At 40.4% G+C, this 21,560-nt stretch carries 19 protein-coding genes; 9 read left to right on the forward strand and 10 right to left on the reverse strand.

What is annotated here, in order from left to right; genetic code table 11:
• Positions 1–105 precede the first annotated feature (105 nt).
• The 3 genes from AXE83_RS03625 (at position 106) to dtd (ending at position 4,070) form a co-directional block, all read left to right on the forward strand.
• A complete protein-coding gene (locus AXE83_RS03625) occupies positions 106–1,236 on the forward strand; it encodes an ABC transporter ATP-binding protein (RefSeq protein WP_049504000.1) in 1,131 nt (376 codons plus the stop codon).
• Positions 1,237–1,380: 144 nt separating this feature from the next.
• Positions 1,381–3,597 (forward strand): RelA/SpoT family protein, encoded by a 2,217-nt coding sequence (locus tag AXE83_RS03630; RefSeq protein WP_060955479.1) that lies wholly within the window; start codon positions 1,381–1,383, stop codon positions 3,595–3,597.
• A 29-nt stretch (positions 3,598–3,626) separates the two neighbouring features.
• Positions 3,627–4,070, forward strand: a complete 444-nt coding sequence (dtd, locus tag AXE83_RS03635) for a D-aminoacyl-tRNA deacylase (protein ID WP_060955480.1) — start codon at positions 3,627–3,629, stop codon at positions 4,068–4,070.
• A gap of 43 nt (positions 4,071–4,113) precedes the next feature.
• On the opposite strand, the gene AXE83_RS03640 is transcribed toward dtd, so the two are convergent.
• The 5 genes from AXE83_RS03640 to AXE83_RS03660 all read right to left on the reverse strand — a co-directional run bounded on the left by AXE83_RS03640 (position 4,114) and on the right by AXE83_RS03660 (position 7,995).
• The gene (locus AXE83_RS03640) at positions 4,114–4,764 is read right to left on the reverse strand and encodes a metal-dependent transcriptional regulator (RefSeq protein WP_060955481.1); all 651 of its coding nucleotides are present in this window, start codon (positions 4,762–4,764) and stop codon (positions 4,114–4,116) included.
• 89 nt (positions 4,765–4,853) lie between these two features.
• Positions 4,854–5,348 carry a thiol peroxidase gene (tpx, locus tag AXE83_RS03645; protein WP_060955482.1) on the reverse strand — a complete coding sequence of 165 codons (495 nt, stop codon included), beginning with the start codon at positions 5,346–5,348 and terminating at the stop codon, positions 4,854–4,856.
• 118 nt (positions 5,349–5,466) lie between these two features.
• Complete coding sequence (locus AXE83_RS03650) at positions 5,467–6,396, reverse strand: metal ABC transporter substrate-binding protein (protein ID WP_060955483.1); 930 nt, start codon at positions 6,394–6,396, stop codon at positions 5,467–5,469.
• A gap of 31 nt (positions 6,397–6,427) precedes the next feature.
• Positions 6,428–7,276, reverse strand: coding sequence for a metal ABC transporter permease (locus AXE83_RS03655; RefSeq protein ID WP_060955484.1), 849 nt, complete (start codon positions 7,274–7,276; stop codon positions 6,428–6,430).
• On the reverse strand, positions 7,273–7,995 hold the full coding sequence (locus AXE83_RS03660) for a metal ABC transporter ATP-binding protein (RefSeq protein ID WP_060955485.1): 723 nt from the start codon (positions 7,993–7,995) through the stop codon (positions 7,273–7,275). Before AXE83_RS03660 ends, AXE83_RS03655 begins: the two co-directional genes overlap by 4 nt.
• A gap of 180 nt (positions 7,996–8,175) precedes the next feature.
• Between AXE83_RS03660 and AXE83_RS03665 the strand changes: the two genes are divergently transcribed.
• The gene (locus tag AXE83_RS03665) at positions 8,176–10,068 is read left to right on the forward strand and encodes a M13 family metallopeptidase (RefSeq protein ID WP_060955486.1); all 1,893 of its coding nucleotides are present in this window, start codon (positions 8,176–8,178) and stop codon (positions 10,066–10,068) included.
• A 38-nt stretch (positions 10,069–10,106) separates the two neighbouring features.
• Here AXE83_RS03665 and AXE83_RS03670 read toward each other — a convergent pair whose 3' ends face one another.
• Both AXE83_RS03670 and AXE83_RS03675 read right to left on the reverse strand, forming a co-directional pair.
• On the reverse strand, positions 10,107–10,736 hold the full coding sequence (locus AXE83_RS03670; protein WP_060955487.1) for an MBL fold metallo-hydrolase: 630 nt from the start codon (positions 10,734–10,736) through the stop codon (positions 10,107–10,109).
• Positions 10,737–10,839: 103 nt separating this feature from the next.
• The gene (locus AXE83_RS03675) at positions 10,840–11,916 is read right to left on the reverse strand and encodes a DUF2974 domain-containing protein (protein WP_060955488.1); all 1,077 of its coding nucleotides are present in this window, start codon (positions 11,914–11,916) and stop codon (positions 10,840–10,842) included.
• Between the two features lie 95 nt (positions 11,917–12,011).
• On the opposite strand from AXE83_RS03675, the gene AXE83_RS03680 reads away from it, so the two are divergent.
• The 5 genes from AXE83_RS03680 (at position 12,012) to AXE83_RS03700 (ending at position 18,234) form a co-directional block, all read left to right on the forward strand.
• Positions 12,012–12,689, forward strand: a complete 678-nt coding sequence (locus tag AXE83_RS03680) for a response regulator transcription factor (protein WP_049530959.1) — start codon at positions 12,012–12,014, stop codon at positions 12,687–12,689.
• Positions 12,682–13,656, forward strand: coding sequence for a sensor histidine kinase (locus AXE83_RS03685; protein WP_060955489.1), 975 nt, complete (start codon positions 12,682–12,684; stop codon positions 13,654–13,656). The genes AXE83_RS03680 and AXE83_RS03685 overlap by 8 nt, the downstream gene beginning before the upstream one ends.
• A 326-nt stretch (positions 13,657–13,982) precedes the next feature.
• Positions 13,983–14,741 (forward strand): ABC transporter ATP-binding protein, encoded by a 759-nt coding sequence (locus tag AXE83_RS03690; RefSeq protein WP_000173364.1) that lies wholly within the window; start codon positions 13,983–13,985, stop codon positions 14,739–14,741.
• A gap of 1 nt (position 14,742) precedes the next feature.
• Positions 14,743–16,734, forward strand: a complete 1,992-nt coding sequence (locus AXE83_RS03695) for an ABC transporter permease (protein WP_060955490.1) — start codon at positions 14,743–14,745, stop codon at positions 16,732–16,734.
• 450 nt (positions 16,735–17,184) lie between these two features.
• Positions 17,185–18,234 carry a DUF389 domain-containing protein gene (locus AXE83_RS03700; protein WP_060955491.1) on the forward strand — a complete coding sequence of 350 codons (1,050 nt, stop codon included), beginning with the start codon at positions 17,185–17,187 and terminating at the stop codon, positions 18,232–18,234.
• Between the two features lie 206 nt (positions 18,235–18,440).
• Here AXE83_RS03700 and thrS read toward each other — a convergent pair whose 3' ends face one another.
• From thrS to AXE83_RS11400, 3 genes are all read right to left on the reverse strand, one after another.
• Complete coding sequence (thrS, locus tag AXE83_RS03705) at positions 18,441–20,384, reverse strand: threonine--tRNA ligase (protein WP_060955492.1); 1,944 nt, start codon at positions 20,382–20,384, stop codon at positions 18,441–18,443.
• Between the two features lie 56 nt (positions 20,385–20,440).
• Positions 20,441–20,764, reverse strand: coding sequence for a hypothetical protein (locus tag AXE83_RS03710; protein ID WP_060955493.1), 324 nt, complete (start codon positions 20,762–20,764; stop codon positions 20,441–20,443).
• 257 nt (positions 20,765–21,021) lie between these two features.
• A complete protein-coding gene (locus AXE83_RS11400; protein ID WP_060955494.1) occupies positions 21,022–21,393 on the reverse strand; it encodes a hypothetical protein in 372 nt (123 codons plus the stop codon).
• Positions 21,394–21,560 lie beyond the last annotated feature (167 nt).

Here is a 21,560-nt window from a genome sequence, read left to right on the forward strand (position 1 = left end):
GCAAGTTGCACAGAACTTTTTTATTTTTTTGGTCACCTTGCCATAGAAATGTAAAGCGTTTTCATCTATAATAAAACTATCAAATGACAAAAGGAGTTCACCGAAATGGTAGAATTAAATCTTAAAAATATTTACAAAAAATATCCAAATAGCGAACACTATTCAGTTGAAGATTTCAACTTGAACATTAAAGACAAAGAGTTCATCGTTTTCGTAGGACCTTCAGGATGTGGTAAATCAACTACTCTTCGTATGATTGCAGGTCTTGAAGACATCACAGAAGGTACTGCATCTATCGATGGCGTGGTTGTCAATGACGTAGCTCCAAAAGACCGTGACATCGCCATGGTATTCCAAAACTACGCTCTTTACCCACACATGACTGTATACGATAACATGGCTTTTGGTTTGAAATTGCGTAAATACAGCAAAGAAGACATTGACAAACGTGTACAAGAAGCAGCTGAAATTCTTGGTTTGAAAGAATTCTTGGATCGTAAACCAGCTGACCTTTCAGGTGGTCAACGTCAACGTGTTGCCATGGGTCGTGCAATCGTCCGTGATGCCAAAGTATTCTTGATGGACGAACCTTTGTCAAACTTGGATGCTAAACTTCGTGTATCAATGCGTGCTGAAATCGCTAAAATCCACCGTCGTATTGGAGCTACAACTATCTACGTAACTCACGACCAAACAGAAGCGATGACACTTGCAGACCGTATCGTTATCATGTCAGCAACTAAAAACCCTGCTGGTACAGGTACTATCGGACGTGTTGAACAAATCGGTACTCCTCAAGAAGTTTACAAAAACCCAGTGAACAAATTCGTAGCAGGATTTATCGGAAGCCCAGCTATGAACTTCATCAATGTTAAATTGAACGGTGACCGCATTGTTGCTGACGGATTTACTTTGAAAGTTCCAGAAGGTGCTTTGAAAGTTCTTCGTGAAAAAGGCTACGAAGGAAAAGAATTGATCTTCGGTATCCGTCCAGAAGACGTAAATGCAGAACCTGCTTTCCTTGAAACATTCCCAGAATCAGTTGTGAAAGCAACAATCTCTGTATCAGAATTGCTCGGTTCAGAATCTCACCTATACTGCCAAGTTGGTAAAGATGAGTTCGTTGCAAAAGTTGACGCTCGTGACTACTTGCAAGCAGGTGCAACAGTTGAACTTGGATTTGACTTGAACAAAGCACACTTCTTCGACGTAGAAACTGAAAGAACAGTTTACTAAGATAGATTTTAATCAATGAGCACTACTAGAGTTTTTCTAGTAGTGTTTTTTTATCAAGTTTAGCAAACTCTTACAGAAGAGGCTTTTCTAGTTTTCATATCCTCAAAAAAGTGTTAAAATGGTAGGAAGAATTGGAGAGTATGCATGCCAAAAGAAGTAATTTATTCAGGCGATGAAGTCGTCGCTTTAACGCAAAAATATTTATCGAAAGAAGATGTGGCTTTTGTACACAAGGCCTTGGTTTACGCTGTAGAATGCCATAGTGGCCAATATCGTAAATCAGGTGAGCCTTACATTATCCACCCTATTCAGGTAGCAGGAATCTTAGCTAAACTCAAGCTAGATGCTGTCACTGTTGCCTGTGGTTTTTTGCATGACGTGGTAGAAGACACAGATGCTACTTTAGATGACTTAGAACGCGAATTTGGTCACGATGTTCGAGTGATTGTAGATGGTGTTACCAAGCTTGGCAAGGTTGAGTATAAGTCTATCGAGGAGCAGCTGGCTGAAAATCATCGCAAGATGCTCATGGCTATGTCAGAGGATATCCGTGTTATCTTGGTCAAACTTTCTGACCGTCTGCACAATATGCGAACTCTAAAGCACCTTCGTAAGGACAAGCAGGAACGTATTTCCAGAGAAACCATGGAAATCTATGCACCACTAGCTCACCGTCTGGGGATTTCAAGTGTGAAGTGGGAACTGGAAGATCTCTCTTTCCGTTACCTCAATCCAACTGAATTTTACAAGATTAGTCACATGATGAAGGAAAAACGTCAAGAACGCGAAGCCTTGGTCGATGAAGTTGTGACGAAACTCGAGGAATACTCATCTGAGCGCCATCTTACAGGAAAAATCTACGGTCGTCCAAAGCATATCTACTCTATCTATCGTAAGATGCAGGATAAGAAAAAACGTTTTGAAGAGATCTACGACCTGATTGCCATTCGCTGTATCCTAGACACTCAGAGTGATGTCTATGCGATGTTAGGTTACGTTCATGAGCTTTGGAAGCCAATGCCGGGACGTTTCAAGGACTATATTGCCAATCGTAAGGCCAATGGTTACCAGTCTATCCATACGACTGTTTATGGACCAAAAGGGCCGATTGAGTTCCAGATTCGTACTAAGGAGATGCACGAGGTTGCTGAGTACGGGGTTGCGGCTCACTGGGCTTATAAAAAAGGAATCAAGGGTCAGGTTAATAGCAAGGAATCTGCTATTGGAATGAACTGGATCAAGGAGATGATGGAGCTCCAAGATCAAGCAGATGATGCCAAGGAATTTGTGGATACTGTCAAGGAAAACTATCTGGCTGAGGAGATTTATGTCTTTACTCCAGATGGGGCGGTTCGTTCACTTCCAAAAGATTCAGGTCCGATTGACTTTGCCTATGAAATTCATACAAAGATTGGGGAAAAAGCGACCGGTGCCAAGGTTAATGGCCGTATGGTTCCATTGACGACCAAGTTAAAAACGGGTGACCAGGTTGAAATCATCACCAATCCAAATTCATTTGGACCAAGCCGTGACTGGCTCAACATGGTTAAGACCAGCAAGGCTCGTAACAAAATTCGTCAGTTCTTTAAAAACCAAGACAAAGAATTGTCCATCAATAAAGGTCGTGAATTGCTGATTAGTCAGCTCCAAGAAAATGGCTATGTGGCCAATAAATTTATGGACAAACGCCACATGGATGAAGTCCTTCAAAAAACCAGCTACAAGACAGAAGAAGCGCTATTTGCTGCGATTGGTTTTGGAGAAATCGGAGCTATTACTGTCTTTAACCGTTTGACAGAGAAAGAACGTCGTGAAGAAGAGCGGGCCAAAGCTAAGGCAGAAGCTGAAGAATTGGTCAAGGGTGGCGAAGTCAAGGTGGAGAACAAGGACACGCTTAAGGTTAAGCATGAGGGTGGAGTAGTCATCCAAGGTGCTTCTGGGCTCTTGATCCGGATTGCCAAATGTTGTAACCCTGTTCCAGGTGATGATATCGTCGGCTATATTACCAAAGGACGCGGAGTTGCCATCCACCGTGTAGACTGTATGAACCTTCGTTCACAGGAAAACTACGAGCAACGTCTACTCGATGTTGAGTGGGAAGACCAATTCTCAAGCAAGGAATATATGGCTCATATCGACATCTATGGACTCAACCGTTCTGGTCTTTTGAATGATATCTTGCAAGTCCTATCCAATACAACTAAGAATATCTCAACGGTTAACGCCCAGCCAACCAAGGATATGAAATTTGCTAATATCCATGTATCTTTTGGAATTTCAAATCTTTCAACGTTGACTACGATAGTTGATAAGATCAAGAGTGTACCAGAAGTCTATTCAGTTAAACGAACAAATGGCTAAATTGGTTGAGATAGTCAGAAAGGATTTCTATGAGAATTATCGTTCAGCGCGTCAAGGAAGCTCAGGTCTCAATTGAAGGGCAGGTTCATGGTCAAATCAAGCAGGGGCTCTTGCTCTTAGTGGGTGTTGGACCTGAGGATCAGCAAGAGGATTTGGAGTATGCAGTCAGAAAACTTGTCAATATGCGAATTTTCTCAGATGCTGAAGGCAAGATGAATCTGTCTGTTAAGGATATCCAAGGCCAAATCCTCTCCATCTCTCAGTTTACTTTGTTTGCAGATACCAAAAAGGGAAATCGTCCAGCCTTTACAGGCGCTGCTAAACCGGATATGGCGGAAGCTTTCTATCAAGAATTTAACCAAGAACTAGCCAAGGAAGTTCCTGTTGAGACAGGAGTCTTTGGAGCAGATATGCAGGTGGAACTAGTCAATGATGGCCCAGTAACCATCATCCTTGACACCAAAAATAGATAAAAAAAACCAAGCTCGTGGGCTTGGTTTTTTGCTGATAAAGACTTTAGTTCATTTTTTCAACGTAAAGTTGTTTTGCAATTTCTAGGCTGACTTGGAGTTCTTCATTCTTGTGAATGAGAGTGAAGGTATTAGAGAAGCCATCAAACTGCTTGACTTGGAGTTGATCTCCAATATGGATACTGTGTTTTTCCAAATATTGGAGAAGTTCAAAACTATCGTGAACCCGAGTTAGTAAATAGGTCCCTGCTTCTTTGATATCAGAGAGTGGAAGGTTATTGATCTCAACTAACAGCTCTCCCTTGGCAGGAATGGTTCCTCCATGGGGACAGGTCTTTGGAAAGCCTAACATAGTTTCCAGTCGCTCCACAAAAAGGTCTGACACTGTATGCTCTAATACCTCAGCCTCATCGTGAATTTGATTGCTGGTATAGTCTAGATGGTGAACTAGAAAGACCTCTATCAGTCGATGCTTACGATAAAGCTCAGAGACCAGCTTTAAACCAATATCCGTTAGTATATAGCCATTTTCTTTATTCTTTAATATAAGATTTTCGGATTGCATGCGCTTGATCATCTCAGTTACCGCTGGAGGTGATACCTGCATCCGAGCAGCGATTTCCTTGTTGGTAATCTTAGGAACTTCCATGCCAATCTCATAAATACATTTTAAGTAATCTTCTTTATTTGGTGTCATTCGCATTTCCTTGTTTAGTATCTCTATCTAGTATACCAAAAAAAGCTAGATTTCTCTAGCTTTCTGCCTTGTTACAAGTGGGCTTTATTTTAGTCAAGCGACTTTGCTGCTTCAATGGCTGCTTCAAAGTTTGGTTCGCTGTTGATATTGTCCACATACTCGACATAACGGATAATATTGTCAGCATCAAAGACAAAGACCGCGCGAGCAAGTAAGTGCCACTCATTGATTAAGAGGGCGTAATCTCGTCCAAAAGAGTGGTCGAAGTAGTCTGAGAGCATGATGGCATTTTCAATTCCTTCAGCACCACACCAGCGTTTTTGAGCGAAGGGGAGGTCCATAGATACCGTTAGGACAACAGTGTTGTCTAAGCTCGCCAATTCTTGGTTAAAGCGACGAGTCTGAAGTGAGCAGATGCCTGTATCGATAGAAGGGATGACACTCAAGATTTTTTTCTTGCCTTCAAAGTCAGCCAGTGTTTTTTTAGAGAGGTCAGTCGTTGTGAGAGAGAAATCAATTGCTTTGTCTCCTACTTGTAGTTGTTTTCCTGTAAACGTAACAGGGTTTCCAAGGAATGTAGTCATAAGCTACTCCAATCTTTTTTCTTTCATTTTACATTAAATGTTCAGACTCTTCCAATAATTTGACCGGATTTTGAATCAAAAAAACGCCAATTCAAGGTGACTGACGTTTTTAAAATGATTATTTAGCTAAACCTTCAGCAATCTTGTCAAGGTTGTATTTCATCATGTTGTAGTAGCTATCGCCTTCTTTACCTTCTTCAGCGATTGAGTCCGTAAAGATTTGAGCATAGATTGGGATGTTTGTGTCTTTAGAAACAGTCTTCATTGGACGATCATCGACACTGGATTCAACAAATAGTGATGGAACTTTCATTTGGCGAAGTTTTTCAACCAAAGTCTTGATTTGGTCAGGTGTTCCTTCTTCTTCAGTGTTGATTTCCCAAATGTAAGCACTTGGTACACCGTAAGCTTTAGAGAAGTATTTGAAGCATCCCTCGCTGGTTACGATGAGTTTCTTGTCAGCATCAATAGCGTTAAATTTCTCTTTGGCTTCCTTGTCAAGCTTGTCTAGTTTTTCAGTGTATTCTTTGAGATTCTTTTCGTAGAATTCTTTGTTGCTAGGGTCTTTAGCGATGAGTTGCTTAGCAATATTTTGAGCATAGATGATCCCGTTTTCAAGGTTGAGCCAAGCGTGTGGGTCTTCTTTGCCTTTTTCGTTTTGACCTTCAAGGTAGATAACATCAACGCCTTCGCTGACTGCAAAGTAGTCTTTGTTTTCAGTTTTCTTAGCATTCTCAACTAATTTTGTAAACCAGGCATTTCCACCTGTTTCAAGGTTGATACCGTTATAGAAAATCAAATCAGCTTGAGAAGTTTTCTTGACGTCTTCAGGTAGTGGTTCGTATTCGTGTGGGTCTTGACCAACAGGAACGATACTGTGAAGATCAATCTTGTCTCCTGCGATATTTTTAGTAATATCAGCGATGATTGAGTTTGTGGCAACAACTTTTAGTTTTTGACCAGAAGCTGCATCTTTTTTTCCACTAGCACATGCTACAAGAGCAATGACGGAAAGAAAGAGAACGAGTAATGTACCTAATTTTTTCATTAGATCCTCCAATTTATTGGGGCTTTGCCCCTTATTTTAACAAATGTTTATTTTTCAGTTTCAAATATCGTTGTTTTGGAGCGATAAAGAAGCTAATGAGAAAGAAACTAGCAGCTGTAAGCACGATACTAGAACCTGCCGCAACGTTAAAGCTATAGCCGATAAAGAGTCCCAAAACTGAAGCTGTAGCTCCAAAGGTTGAGGAAAGGAAAATCATACTTTTCAGGCTATTAGCATACAGATAAGCAGTTGCAGCTGGGGTAATCAGCATGGCTACAATCAGGATAGTTCCGACACTTTGCATGGCTGTCACAGACACGAGAGTTAGGAGTACCATGAGTAAGTAGTGATAGAAATTGACAGGCATTCCCATGGCTTTAGCCAAGAGTTCATCAAAGGACGTTATCAAGAGTTGCTTGAAGAAAATCCAGATTAACAAGAGAATGGCTGCCCCTACACCCATAGTAATAAACATATCTGTATCCTGAACAGCAAGAATATTCCCAAAAAGGATATGAAAGAGGTCAGTCGAGCTTTTAGCTACGCTAATCAAGATGATACCGAGGGCTAAGAAAGAAGAAAAGGTAATGCCGATGGCGGTATCGCTTTTGACAATCGAGTTTCCCTTGATGTAGGTAATGATGATAGCAGCTAGCAGTCCAAAGACAATGGCTCCGATAAAGAAGTCAATGCCCAAGATGAAGGAGAGGGCTACACCTGGTAACACAGCATGTGAAATGGCATCTCCCATGAGTGACATCCCGCGTAGGATGATGAAACATCCCACAGCTCCAGCTACGATTCCGATAACAATGGCTGTTATCAAGGCATTTTGGAGAAAGTGGAAGTTCTGCAATCCATCTATAAATTCTGCAATCATAGGTCACCTCCATTGAAAAAGAGTCGATTACCGTAAGCTTCTTTGAGATTGGCTTGGGTAAAGGTTTCTTTGGTCGGACCAAAAGCAATCACTTCTCGATTGACAAGCAAGACTTGATCGAAGTAGTGGCGAACCTTGCTGAGGTCGTGGTGGACGATGAGAACCGTCTTCCCAGCTTTTTTCAGATCTCTCAGCGTATTCATGATGATTTCCTCACTGACTGAGTCAATCCCAACAAAGGGTTCATCCAAGAGGATATAGTCGGCTTCCTGCACCAAACATCTGGCAATCAAGACCCGCTGGAATTGACCTCCAGACAGTTGACTGATTTGCCGTTCAGCGTAGTCAGCTAGGTCGACGATTTCAAGGGCCTCTTGCACTTTCTTCCAATGTTTAGCATTTAAACTTCGAAAGAGAGGAATAGAGGGAAATAGTCCTAACGAGACGCATTCCTTGACCTTGATGGGAAAGTTGTAGTCGATATGAATTTTTTGTTCGACATAGGCGATTCGATGTAAGGATTTTTTAACTTCCTTGTCATCGAGAAATGCCTGACCTTGATGTGGGATAATTCCCAGCATACCTTTTAATAATGTTGATTTCCCAGCGCCGTTTGGGCCAATAATTCCGGTAATCGTTGGTCCTTGGAGCACTAGTGAAATATCCTTTAGTGCCAACGTTTCTTTGTAGGAGACACTGAGGTTTTCGATACGTATCATACAGTTATATTCCTCCTATCTTTTAATATACATTAAAATAAAAATTAAGTCAAGTTAATTTTTGTAAATATTTAAAATATTAATAATGAAAACAATCAGGAGAAGATGGCATTTTTAATTGCAATCCCAAGGGAATTTTGCTAAGCTAGGAATAAGTGAAATTAGGAAAGTGAGAACAAGATGACACGTTATCAAGATGATTTTTATGATGCTATAAATGGTGAGTGGGAAAAGACTGCCGTCATTCCAGCTGACAAATCACGAACAGGTGGTTTTATTGACCTTGACGAAGAAATCGAAGACTTGATGCTAACAACAACCGACAAATGGTTGGCAGGTGAAGAAGTGCCAGAAGATGCTATCTTGGCAAATTTTGTTAAGTACCATCGTATGGTCAGAGATTTTGACAAACGAGAAGCAGATGGAATCAAACCAGTTCTTCCTATGCTTAAGGAATACCAAGATTTGGAAAGTTTTGCGGATTTCGCAAGCAAATTAGCAGAGTTTGAATTAGCTGGTAAACCAAACTTCCTTCCATTTGGCGTATCACCAGACTTTATGGATGCTAGAACCAATGTTCTCTGGGCCAGTGCGCCAGGAACTATCTTGCCTGATACGACCTACTATGCGGAAGACCATCCACAGCGTGAGGAATTGTTGAACCTTTGGAAAGAAAGTACTGCTAATCTCCTCAAAGCCTATAACTTCTCAGATGAAGAAATCGCAGATTTGCTTGAGAAACGATTGGAATTGGACCGTCGCATTGCGGCTGTGGTGCTTTCTAACGAAGAAAGTTCAGAATATGCCAAACTCTACCATCCATACTCTTATGAAGATTTCAAAAAGTTTGCATCAGCCTTGCCTCTCGATGACTTCTTCCAAGCAGTGATTGGTCAAACTCCAGATAAGGTCATCGTAGACGAAGAACGTTTCTGGCAAGTCGCAGAGAAATTCTATAGTGAAGAAGCTTGGCCTTTGCTCAAGGCAAGCTTGATCTTGAGTGTAGTCAATCTTTCAACTAGCTACCTAACAGATGAGATTCGCATCTTGTCAGGTGCTTATGGACGTGCCCTTTCAGGAGTTCCAGAGGCTCAAGACAAACGCAAGGCTGCCTACCATTTAGCTCAAGGACCATTCAAACAAGCGCTTGGTCTTTGGTATGCACATGAAAAATTCTCTCCAGAAGCCAAGGCAGACGTGGAGAAAAAAGTAGCGACCATGATTGACGTTTATAAGGAACGTTTGGCTAAAAATGACTGGCTCACACCTGAAACCCGTGACAAGGCCATTGTCAAACTCAATGTCATTAAGCCTTATATTGGTTATCCAGAAGAGCTGCCAGCCCGCTACAAGGACAAGGTAGTGAATGAATCTGCCAGCCTCTTTGAGAATGCCCTAGCCTTTGCGCGTGTTGAAATCAAGCACAGTTGGAGCAAGTGGAACCAGCCGGTTGACTACAAGGAGTGGGGAATGCCTGCTCATATGGTTAATGCCTATTACAATCCACAAAAGAACTTGATTGTCTTTCCGGCTGCTATTTTACAGGCACCATTTTATGACTTGCATCAGTCATCTTCTGCCAACTATGGTGGTATCGGAGCGGTTATCGCCCATGAAATTTCTCATGCCTTTGATACAAATGGGGCTTCCTTTGATGAAAATGGTAGCCTCAAGGATTGGTGGACTGAGAGCGACTATGCAGCCTTCAAAGAGAAAACTCAGAAGGTTATCGACCAGTTTGACGGCCAAGAATCTTACGGCGCAACGATTAACGGTAAATTGACCGTATCAGAAAATGTTGCTGACCTAGGAGGAATCGCTGCAGCGCTAGAAGCTGCTAAGAGAGAGCCAGACTTCTCAGCTGAAGAATTCTTCCATAACTTTGCGCGTATTTGGCGAATGAAAGGCCGTCCAGAGTTGATGAAACTGATGGCTAGCGTTGATGTGCACGCCCCAGCTAAACTCCGTGTTAACATCCAAGTGCCAAACTTTGATGACTTCTTTACAACCTATGATGTCAAAGAAGGCGACGGCATGTGGCGTTCACCAGAGGACCGTGTGATTATTTGGTAATACAAAAACCAAGGATGATTGTCCTTGGTTTTTATGTTTTAGAAAAATGGATTAAAGGTTTTTTCGTGAGCGATGGTAGTAGCAGGTCCGTGCCCTGGATAGACATCGTAGTTTGGGAGAGTAAAGAGCTGGGTTTGGATACTATGAAGGAGTTGTTCCATACTACCAGTTGGCAAATCTGTTCGACCAATGGTTTCTCGGAAAAGGGCATCACCCGTTAAGACCAAGTGCCCATCTGGAAAAACAAATGAAACTCCTCCGATAGAGTGGCCTGGAGTTGGTAATACAGTGAAGCGGAACTCCTCAATCTGGTATTCTTCATGAAAGACAAAGGTGTGTTCAGCCGGTTTGCAGATGACATCCGCCATATCGTCGTGTCGAGGAAGGCCAGAAAGATTGTCGACAGGAGTAAAGAGCCAAGCAGCTTCGCTTTCTGCCACATATACGGGAGGATTTCCGAAAGTATCTCTGACCAAGTCTAGACTCATAATATGGTCGTAGTGGGTATGGGTCAAGAGGATAGCGCAGACTGGTTTATTGATGGTCTCGATAGTCTTGCGAATAGCCTCCCAATGGTTACCCGGATCAACAACAATCAGGTGTTGGTCTCCTTCAAGATAATAAGTATTTTCATAGGCAACAGGGTTCACAGTTTTGTGGATTTTCATAGGATTTCCTCTTTCAAAGCATTTACTCCTACTAGTATAACACAGAAGAATAAAATAAGAAATCAATAAAAAAGTCCCTTCAGAGAAGAGACCTTGTTCTTGATTAAAAATGATTTTTCCAGGCATGGAAACGAGCATCCAGCAGGAGTTGTGTCAGATTTTTTAAGATTTCAACTTGCTCAGGCTCTAGAGTCTGAGCTTGAGAAACAAGTTGTCGAACATGGTCAATAGCATTTTTAGAAGACAGTTCATTAATGGAGCTGATTCCAGATTCTAGAATGGTACCAAAGAAGAGATCAAAGTAGAGTTCTAGTTCTTCATCGGGCACACTATCCACCCATTCTTTGAGAGTGTCTTTGATTTGGAGACTTTCGCTACTGATGGCCTCTAGTTGGACAAAGTGGTGTCCCTCTGTCAGCCAACTAAAGGTACTGTGTTGGGCGATACCGCCGAGAGCTGTAGACTTGACGACGATAGGTGTATCAGGGACTTCTAGCATCATGCCAATGACAGATCCCTGTGGGACATAGCGGCGAATTTTTGGAATAACATCTTGATAACCAGTGGTTTCAGTCAGATGAGCCTGCAAACCAGGGGCATCGTAGGTATAAATCGCAGATATCTTTTCCTGCAATTCAGGTAGGATTTGACTAGCAGCATAGATGGCTAGATTCCCACCTTTAGAATGTCCAGCAAGCATGACTTTTTGTTTTGGATGTTGGGTAAAGAAATCTTCCAAGTATTCAAGAGCATCCTTTTGGGCAGGGATTTCCTTCATGTAGGTCATATGGAAATCTTCCTTCCAACCAATAATACTGTCGTCTGTGCCACGAAAGACAATCAGATAAGTATCTAGGTTCAGACGATAGGTCATAGCAGCAAACTGCTTTTGAAGTTCTGTGTCGACCTCGTTGACAAAATTAGAAAGTTTGCTATTTTTAAAACGTTTGTGTTGGGATAACTGATCGAGGAGCTGAAGCCGTTCTTTATTGGTCAACATGGTACTTTCTCGAGGGACGCGTGTTGCGACATCGCTTAAACGATTGACGGATTGGTCCAACAAGTTATCAAAAGACAGGTAGGTCAGCTCTGTCAAAGCAAGTATATCCAGTTCATTTAAGGGAATATCATAAAAAGAATCGTATTGAACGTCAGTTAGGTAGTCGAAAATATTGGCCATGGGAACTCCTTTCTTAACTTTTATCTTATCAGATTTGCATCAATTTCGCTAGTAGTGAGAAGAATTTTGCTATAATATAGAAAAAGGAGGAGCAGATGCACAAGATTTTACTAGTAGAAGATGATCCAGTTATTCGTCAGCAAGTTGGGAAAATGCTCTCCGAATGGGGTTTTGAAGTAGTTATGGTAGAAGACTTCATGGAAGTTCTGACACTATTTGTTCAATCTCAACCTCATCTGGTTCTCATGGATATCGGCTTGCCTCTCTTTAATGGTTATCACTGGTGCCAGGAGATTCGCAAGATTTCCAAAGTTCCTATTATGTTTCTGTCTTCAAGAGACCAGGCTATGGACATCGTGATGGCTATTAACATGGGGGCAGATGATTTTGTGACCAAGCCTTTTGACCAGCAGGTACTTTTAGCTAAGGTACAAGGATTATTGCGCCGCTCTTATGAGTTTGGACGGGATGAGAGTCTCCTAGAGTATGCTGGAGTTATCCTCAATACCAAATCTATGGATGTGCATGTCAATGGCAAAGCTATCAGTTTAACAAAGAATGAATTTCAGATTTTACGGGTTTTATTTGAACATGCAGGAAATATCGTAGCGCGTGATGACTTGATGCGTGAACTCTGGAACAGTGACTTTTTTATTGACGACAATACCTTGTCTGTTAATGTCGCTCGTTTGCGTAAGAAATTGGAGGAAGAAGGTTTGATTGGTTTTATTGAAACCAAGAAAGGAATAGGGTACGGATTGAAACATGCTTGAACTTAAAAGTTTTTTTCTAGCTTATATCCGTTCGCGTAGCCGTTTTTTTGCTTTTATTCTGTTATTGACGGGTCTCATCTTTCTTTTTGATGTCCTATTTGTTAGTCAAGGACCTTACTTTAACTATTTCTTCTTTCTATCTACATTTTTGACATTTTTGTTTTTGGTATTTGATTTCTTGATAGAATTGCAACGTTATCGTAAGGAATTGCTCTATGGCGAAAGAAAAGCTAAGTCACCAATGGAAGTCCTTCTAACTGAAAAATTAGAGAAAAGCGAATCTGAACTCTATCAAAAGAAATCAGATGCTGAAAACCGCTATAATGATTTGGTGGACTACTATACACTCTGGGTTCATCAGATAAAAACACCAATTGCAGCCAGTAAACTCCTTGTAAGTGAGGTGGCGGATCGCCAACTGAAGCAACAGTTGGAACAGGAAATTTTTAAGATTGATTCCTATACCAATCTCGTTCTCCAATATCTACGCTTAGAAAGCTTCCATGATGATTTGGTTTTGAAGAAAGAAAATATAGAAGATTTGGTCAAGGAAGTCATTCGCAAATATGCCCTTTTCTTTATTCAGAAAGGTCTAAGTATTAATCTGCATGACTTAGACAGGAGCATTGTGACGGATAAAAAATGGCTGTTGGTAGTTATTGAACAAATCCTGTCAAATAGCCTCAAGTACACAAATGCAGGTGGAATTGAAGTCTATATGGATGGTCAAGAACTTTGCATCAAGGATACTGGGATTGGCATCAAAAACAGTGATCGGTTGCGAGTCTTTGAACGTGGATTTTCAGGATATAATGGTCGAATGACCCAGCAGTCATCTGGACTTGGGCTCTATCTAACCCAGAAAATCAGCCAAGAATTAGGACATCAGATCCGTATCGAATCTGAACTTGGTCAAGGGACGACTGTGCGCATTAAGTTTTCAGAAGTAAACCTACTGATTGAGTGAAAAGAATTACTAAGAGCTTGGAAGAATCCTTTCAGGCTCTTCTTTAGACCTTGTTATGGTAAGAAAGCAGGCTTCAATCAGATAAAAAATTGTAATCTTACAAAAATGTAAGATTACAGACCTCTTTTGTAAGGTTATGTTATGGCAAGCCATCTTTTTTTGGAGTAAACTTAGAGCATAAAGAAAAAGGAGAGAAACCATGAAAACAATCTTACAAAAGAAACATACAGGTAAACCAAGTCCAAAAGAGATCGAGCGAGTTCAGCTCGGTTGCGCTATTATGCAGGCTCAGTTTCAACTAATGAGATATTAAAAAGGAGATTATCATGACACTATTAGATGTAAAACACGTTCAAAAGATTTATAAAACACGTTTCCAAGGCAACCAAGTAGAAGCCCTGAAAGATATTCATTTTACTGTAGAAAAAGGTGACTACGTTGCTATCATGGGTGAATCTGGTTCTGGGAAATCTACTTTACTCAATATTCTCGCCATGCTTGACAAACCAACTCGTGGTCAGGTCTTCCTAAACGGAACAGACACAGCTACCATTAAAAATACTGAAGCATCAAGCTTCCGTCGTGAAAAGTTAGGCTTTGTCTTCCAAGACTTCAATTTGTTAGATACGCTTTCTGTTAAAGACAATATCTTACTCCCTTTGGTATTGTCTAGAAAGCCTATTACAGAAATGATGAAAAAATTGGTCGTAACGGCTGAAAATCTTGGCATCAACCAATTGCAGGAGAAGTATCCTTATGAAATTTCTGGGGGGCAAAAACAACGGGTAGCAGTTGCACGCGCCATCATTACAGAACCTGAAATTCTCCTTGCTGATGAGCCAACAGGAGCTCTAGACTCTAAATCATCTGCAGCCCTTCTTGATATTTTTGATCAGATCAATGAACAAGGACAAACCATTCTCATGGTAACCCACTCAACAGCTGCGGCCAGTCGTGCGAAACGTGTCCTCTTCATCAAGGATGGCATCCTTTACAATCAAATCTACCGTGGTGAAAAGACTGAACGTCAGATGTTCCAAGAAATCTCTGACACCTTGACTGTTATGGCAAGTGAGGTGAACTAGTATGTTTCGATTAACCAATAAGTTGGCCATCTCCAACTTAATCAAAAACCGTAAACTCTATTATCCTTTTGCACTAGCAGTTCTCCTTGCAGTTACTATCAGCTACCTATTTTATTCATTAACTTTTAATCCTAAAATGGTAGAAATGCGGGGTGGATCTTCTATTCAATTTACCCTACAACTAGGTCTCATCGTAGTAACACTTGCATCTGCCATTATCGTCCTTTATGCCAACAGTTTTGTCATGAAAAATCGTTCCAAAGAACTGGGTATATATGGCATGTTGGGACTAGAAAAGCGACATTTGATTGGTATGACCTTCAAGGAACTCCTGATTTTTGGTCTAGTAACAGTCACTGCTGGGATTGGGATTGGTGCCCTCTTTGACAATCTGATTTTCGCTTTATTGCTCAAACTTTCAAAGATGAAGGTGGAGTTAGTCGCAACCTTCCAATGGTCCGTAGTCCTTTCCATCCTTCTGGTATTTGGTTTTATCTTTTTAGTCATTGTCTTCCTAAATGCTATCCGCATTATCCGTATGGATGCTCTCCAACTATCTCGTGAGAAAGCAAAAGGTGAGAAGAAGGGCCGTTTCCTAGTGTTTCAGACAATCTTGGGACTACTCTCTTTAGGTAGTGGCTATTATCTAGCTCAAAGCGTAACAAATGCTCTATTAGCTATTTCTACCTTCTTTTTAGCTGTAATACTGGTCATTTTAGGAACCTATCTCTTGTTCAATGCTGGGATTACAGTTTTCTTGAAAATGCTCAAGAAAAACAAGAAATATTACTACAAACCTAACAATCTCATCTCTGTTTCTAACCTCATTTTCCGTATGAAGAAAAATGCGGTTGGTTTAGCGACTATCGCCATCCTTTCCACCATGGTTTTGGTCACCATGTCGGCAGCAACCAGTATTTACAATGGTTCTGAAAATATTAAAAAACTCCTGTATCCTCACGATATGTCAATTTCAGGACAAAATGTAGAAGTTGAGGATTTAGACCAACTTTTAACTCAGTATGCCAAGGAAAAGAACCTAACAATCAGCACTAAGGATGTTCTTAGCTATGCAAGTTTCGGCCTTTCTAGTCAAGATGGTACCAAATTAACCACCTTTGCAAAAGGTCAAAATAGTGTTATGCCCAAGACAGTTTTCCTAGTCTTTGATCAAAAGGATTATGAAAAAATGACTGGACAAAAGCTGAACCTTACGAATAATGAGGTGGGACTATTCGCTAAGAACGATGGCCTTAAAGGTCAAAAAGCATTCAGTCTGAACAATCAGAACTATACGATCAAGCAAGAAATCCAGCAAGATTTCCTCAGAGACCATGTTGCTAACCAGTATGTACTTTTGATCTCAGATTATAACTACCTTGTTGTCTCAAATTTGCAGGACTTTTTAGATAAATACCAGGATTCTGCTATATACACTCAGCTATATGGTGGAATGGATGTGACAGCAAGTAAAGAGGAACAGTTAAAGCTATCTGATGATTTCGATGCGTATGTGAATAATTTCAGTCACAATCTCAAGAACGAGGATGGTATGGTTTACGGTGCAAACATTGCGAGTGAGTCAACTGTCGAAATGAACGCTCTCTTTGGTGGAGTCCTCTTTATCGGTATTTTTCTCTCTATCATCTTTATGGTAGGTACTGTACTCGTTATCTACTATAAACAAATTTCAGAAGGTTATGAAGACCGTGAACGCTTTGTCATTCTGCAAAAGGTTGGTTTGGATCAAAAACAAATCAAGCAAACCATTAACAAGCAGGTCTTGACTGTTTTCTTCCTACCTCTGGCCTTTGCCTTCCTTCATCTGGCTTTTGCTTATCACATGTTGAGCCTGATTCTCAAGGTCGTTGGTGTTGTTGATTCAGCCATGATGTTAAGTGTAACACTTTCTATTTGTGGTATCTTTGCTTTAGTTTATGTACTAATCTTTATGATAACTTCAAGAAGCTATCGCAAGATTGTTCAAATATAAAAATAAAGGATATAATGTAAAGTCAGAAAGTTATTTTGACGGAGGAATCCTAGATTATATTGGATACTCTATCTTAGTAGCCATAATTTGCGGGTTTACCTTGGGGATCGCAATACCTTGACCGATTTGCATGATGCAAAATTGGAAAGCCAAACACACTCATCATGTTTAAACATTAAAACGTTATCTTCTTTCAGAGGAGATAACGTTTTTTCTTCTTCGGATAAGGAAACAAAAATTTCTACCTTTCTCTATCTTTTAAATTGATTGATTTCTTCAGAGAAAGGCTGTAAAATTTTTGATATAATGTTAAGGATGGACTGATGGATATTTAAAGGATCATTTTCAAAAGAATGACAGGTGAGAATTAAAAATATGTAAGATTGGACAGATGTCTCTCTACCATCATCCATACAGAAACAAGATTATATGAAATAAAAGGAGTAACCAATGACCGGAAACTATTCAACACGTGAATACCGTGAGAAATTATATGATGACCTTCATGTTCGATTAAGAGATACAGTGATTTTGATGTGTGCGATTTTTATTGCCTCTATAGGTCTAAATATGAATTCAACAGCTGTCATTATTGGAGCCATGCTGATTTCCCCTCTTATGACACCGATTGTTGGACTGGGGTTTGGTTTAGCTATTTTTGATACGCGTTTAATCAAGCAATCTCTAGAGGTTTTATTTACTCAAGTATTAGTCAGTTTGCTTGTCTCGACTCTGTATTTCTGGATTTCTCCCTTATCTTATACAAGTAGCGAGTTGATTGCACGAACATCTCCAACCATTTGGGATGTTCTCATTGCTATTGCTGGTGGGATTGCAGGTGTAATTGGTTCAAGGAAAAAAGAAGCAAATAATATCGTGCCTGGAGTAGCCATTGCAACAGCTCTGATGCCACCTATCTGTACTGCAGGTTATGGTTTAGCTAATGGAAATGTACGATTTTTATTCGGAGCTCTCTATCTTTTCTTGATCAACTGTGTCTTTATCATGCTAATCAACATTGTTGGAACAAGAATTTTGATGAGAAAATCTCCTTTAAGTTCATTTAAAGAGCTAAACATTAAAATGAGAATTGGGTTGATATCCTTAATTGTATTATTGGTTCTTCCAGCCAGCTATTCAGCAGTCACTCTGACGATAGATCAAGCACGAAAAGAAGGGATTAAACAGTTTGTAGGAAAAGAGTTCGCCAATCATACGGTCATTAATCAAGTCTACAAGTCTAGGGACAATGAATTGGTCTTGACAGTTGTTGGAGATCCGATTTCAGAAGAAGAATTAGAAACAATTCTCCAAAAACAAGCCTCTTACGGGATTCAATCTGTTCAATTGAAAGTCAATCAGGTTCATAATTCGACAAAATTAGATAGTGAGATGACCAAGGAATTTTATGAAACCATTAATAAGTATATCGATCAAAAACTCTCTGAAAAAGATTCACAAAAAGATCTCGTAAAAGAAAATGAAGCAGACAAGGATTGAGGATATTGACCTTTTCTAACTCGAGGAAGCAAATCTTAGGAGGATATCCTATATCCCAAAGTTAGTGGATAGAAAGGATCGTTGATGAGGCTGCCATTTGTGGAAGTTTGACCAATCACTACTAGCTCAGGATACATAAAAAAGCAACAACGTTTTCAGTTGTTGCTTTTTTATGTAGATGGGATTGTTATCCCAGATTTTATCGTTTATTTTTCAACTCGTGATTTGTTGGCAATATCTGCAAGAATCAATTCTACAAATGCGTCTACCGGCATAGTTTCAGTTTCTTTTTGACCATAACGGCGAACGTTTACAGCCTTCTCTTCCATTTCCTTGTCACCAACGATCAATTGGTAAGGAATTTTTTGAGTTTGAGAAGCACGGATCTTGAATTGCATTTTTTCATTGCGTTCATCCACATCGGCACGAACACCACGGTCACGGAGTTTCTTAGCTACTTCCCAAGCGTAGTCCACGTGTTTTTCGTTAGAAACTGGGATAAGAGTTACTTGGTGTGGTGCAAGCCATGTTGGGAAGGCACCCTTGTAGTTTTCAATCAAGATAGCTGTGAAGCGTTCCATAGTTGAGATAACACCACGGTGGATCATCACTGGACGGTGTTCTTCACCATCGGCTCCGATGTATTTAAGGTCGAAGCGTTCTGGAAGCAAGAAGTCAAGCTGGATAGTAGAAAGAGTTTCTTCTTTACCAAGGGCAGTCTTAACCTGGATATCCAATTTTGGTCCGTAGAAGGCTGCTTCACCTTCAGCTTCAAAGTAGTCAAGTCCCATGTCATCCATAGCTGATTTCAACATACGTTGAGCATTTTCCCACATTTCATCATTATCAAAGTACTTGTGAGTATCTTGAGGGTCACGATATGATAAACGGAAACGATAGTCAGTCAAGTTGAAATCTTCGTAAACGTCGATAATCAATTGAAGCGTACGTTGGAACTCATCTTTAATTTGTTCAGGTGTTACGAAAGTATGACCATCATTAAGTGACATTTCACGTACACGTTGAAGCCCTGTAAGAGCACCAGATTTTTCATAACGGTGCATCATACCGATTTCAGCAATACGGATTGGCAATTCACGGTATGAGTGAACGTGGTGCTTAAAGACTTCGATATGGTGAGGACAGTTCATTGGACGAAGGACAAATTCTTCACCATCTCCCATATCCATAGTTGGGAACATATCTTCACGGTAGTGATCCCAGTGACCAGAAGTCTTGTAAAGTTCTACTGAGGCAATTGGTGGAGTGTAGACGTGTTGGTAACCAGCGGCGATTTCCTTATCGACGATGTAGCGTTCCAATTCACGACGGATAGTCGCACCATTTGGTAACCAGAATGGAAGTCCTTGACCAACTTCTTGAGAAATCATGAAGAGGTCAAGCTCTTTCCCAAGTTTACGGTGGTCACGTTCTTTGGCTTCTTCACGCATTTGAAGGTAGTTCTTCAAGTCTTTCTTGTCAAACCAAGCTGTACCGTAGATCCGTTGCATCATAGCATTGTCGCTATTACCACGCCAGTAAGCACCAGCTACATTAAGAAGGTGGAAAATTTGGATACGGCCTGTTGATGGGACGTGTGGGCCACGGCAAAGGTCTACATATTCACCTTGACGGTAGATAGTCAAACCGCCCTCATCTTCTGAGTGTTCTTCGATCAATTCCAATTTGTATGGATCGTTCTTGAAAATTTCACGCGCTTCATCTTTAGTCACTTCCTCACGAATAGATGGGAAGTTTTCTTTCACGATTTTCTTCATTTCTTCTTCGATACGAGGAAGGTCTTCGTTAGAGATTTGACCCGCTTGGTTGTCTGTATCGTAGTAGAAACCATCTTCGATAGCTGGACCAACACCCAAGTGAATGTCTGGGAAGAGGCGACGAGCAGCTTGGGCAAATAAGTGAGCCGCTGAGTGACGCAAGATTGGAAGAGCATCTTCGTGATCAGGTGTCACGATTTCGATGCTTCCGTCTTCAGTGATAGCACGAGTTGTGTCAATGAGTTTGCCGTTAAATTTACCAGCAAGAGCTTTTTTAGCTAGGGAATTGCTGATAGATTGAGCAATTTCAAAAGTTGTAACGCCAGATTCGAATTCACGAACAGCGCCATCTGGGAAAGTAATTTTAATCATGGTTTTCTCCTTTTTTATATTTCATAGTTTCTAAGCATTGACTTTTTATTAGCAGACTACTTCCTAGTCTTAATGTTCAACTGCTTTTCTTTATCAGAGAGGAAGTTTTCCATTTCCGTCAGGATGTCTATATCCAAACGTTGAGAAAGTTCTACTAGCCACCAGATATTTTCTGAAAGTTTTTGTTCCAGTGTGTATGGTGTTTCATCATAGTAGCGTCCTTGCTTGGTCATCACTAATCGTTGGAAATTTCCAATATCATTTGATAAAGCCAAGAGGTCTTCTTCTACCGTCCACTTGTAATCATGATGCTTAACTTCCAGATCGTGATAAGCTTGTCGGATTGCCCAACTGCGCTCCACTAATTCTTGTAACTCCATAGTTAGTCTCCTCATAAAAAAATTGCGACATCCTAAAAAGGACGTCGCAACGTGGTTCCACCTTCATTTATGTTCCTCAAAAAAGAGGGACACCTCTGATTGGCTCTAACGTGGCCACCGTTTTATGTTTGCATAAAAGTCAGTAGAGTAGTATCAGTATAGTCTTCCTATGCGTTCACAGCAACCACGCACTCTCTAAAAGAAAGATTCTAAGTGACTTGTCTCTATGCATTATTATAGCATGATTGCGAGATTTTTCAAGGATTTTGTGAAAGTTTTTTGTTTTTCAGTTTTTGAACCAGATACCTGATAGTGGCACCAATAACTGTACCTAGTAGAATAAGAATTTCATAGGCTAGGAAATAAACAATGATAAATTCTCTGAAAGGAATGATAGTAAAGCCATAGAGTAAGCAACTAACTAGAAGCCAATAGAGTGAAAAACCAAATCGATAGCTATAAAGAAGCGAAACTATAAAAACTACGATGGGCGTAAGGATAAATATATTTAAAAGATAGAGCTCCGTTAGTTTTGGATTCTGTAATAGTAGTATAAATAATCCATAAAGTGGACAATAAAAGAAAAATACGACCAGATAGTAGGGGAGATATTTAAAGAATTTACGCATGGTAATCACCTCGTTATAAAACTATCAACTTAGATGTCCTTTCTATGAATATTATAGCATATTTGCAGTAAGAATAGTAAATCAGTTGACAAAGAAGTTAGTTATTGGTAGAATAGGAAATGTCGTAAAGACAAATAACTTCTTCTTGGTTACAGGCATGCCAACCT

The sequence above is a fragment of the Streptococcus sp. oral taxon 431 genome (assembly GCF_001553685.1).
GTDB lineage: Bacteria > Bacillota > Bacilli > Lactobacillales > Streptococcaceae > Streptococcus.